The organism is Oceanobacillus locisalsi (assembly GCF_042675985.1).
Lineage (GTDB): Bacteria > Bacillota > Bacilli > Bacillales > Amphibacillaceae > Oceanobacillus > Oceanobacillus locisalsi.
On record NZ_JBHTKK010000062.1, the window covers coordinates 1 to 1,157 of the forward strand.

Sequence of the window (1,157 nt, forward strand, 5' to 3'; positions counted from 1 at the left end):
TTTTAATTAATTTCTAGAGCCACTATCAATTTGGTAGTGGCTCACCTTTGTCTTAAGTGGGTCAATTTCTTGTCCTAAGTGGGTCAAAAAGATGGCATAGTCGGGTCTCGCCGATGGCAATACTCAAGTAAAAAGTAAAATCAAATTTTTTATATTAATCTAATAGATTCCGATGAATTGCAGTACTTATCGCTTCACCTCTGTTTTTCACATTTAGTATTTTATATAATTTTGATAGTTGATATTCCACAGCTCTATCTGAAAGAAATAACTCATCTGCAATTTGCTTATTACTTAAACCGTCTGAAATGAATTTCAAAATATTTAATTCTCTCTCGTTTAAACCACCTTTATTCACCTCTGAATTTATTAAGGTTTGGTCTTTAAAAATGGATAAAGGTGCAAGGGTTTGACCGTCTAGTATATAGTGAATTAAATTAATTAACTCTGACTTTGTAGCGGTTTTATTAATAATTCCTTTAATCCCTAAATCAGTAAATAAACTTAAAGTTGCTTGATTATCGAATCCTGTATATAGAATAATAATTCTTTTAGAATCTTTTTCCAATAACTTTTTGGATAATTCTATCCCTGACATATCGGGCATATGAATATCAATAATGTAAATATCAAATGATTCAAGCAATGATAAAGCTTCTTCCCCAGTGGAAACATATTTAGCTGTAAACTTTTCATCAGATTCTAACATTGTTTTTGTTCCTTCTCCAACTAAATAATGATCATCGACAATTAAAACTTTCAACATATTATCACCTCGGCAACGTTATATAGATTTGAACTTTCTTAGGTTTATTAGTAAAAAATTCTACTAGTCCATTCATATGTTTAATTTGTGTTATTAAAACATTTAATCCAATTTGACCTTTATTTAATGCTTTATTATAGTTAAAACCTTCTCCGTCATCAATGTAATCAATATTTATATTTTCTTCTGTTTCCCAAACATTCAATGATACTCTTTCAGCATTTGAATGTTTTATTGCATTATTAAGTAATTCTTCTATAGTCCTACACTAGCGTTGCATAAAAATTTCAACTAAAAGTCAAGAAAAATAATATATTGGAAAATTAGGAATAATGGGAGTTTTCACTACAAAAATCCATAAAAAAACCTTATAATAAGGGAATGGTAGTCC

At 28.8% G+C, this 1,157-nt stretch carries 2 protein-coding genes; both read right to left on the minus strand.

Features of this window, described 5'->3' with window-relative positions:
* Positions 1 to 154: 154 nt before the first annotated feature.
* The gene (locus tag ACFQ19_RS20230; RefSeq protein ID WP_379594673.1) at positions 155 to 763 is read right to left on the minus strand and encodes a response regulator transcription factor; all 609 of its coding nucleotides are present in this window, start codon (positions 761 to 763) and stop codon (positions 155 to 157) included.
* Between the two features lie 7 nt (positions 764 to 770).
* Positions 771 to 1,025 (minus strand): ATP-binding protein, encoded by a 255-nt coding sequence (locus ACFQ19_RS20235; RefSeq protein WP_379594675.1) that lies wholly within the window; start codon positions 1,023 to 1,025, stop codon positions 771 to 773.
* Positions 1,026 to 1,157 lie beyond the last annotated feature (132 nt).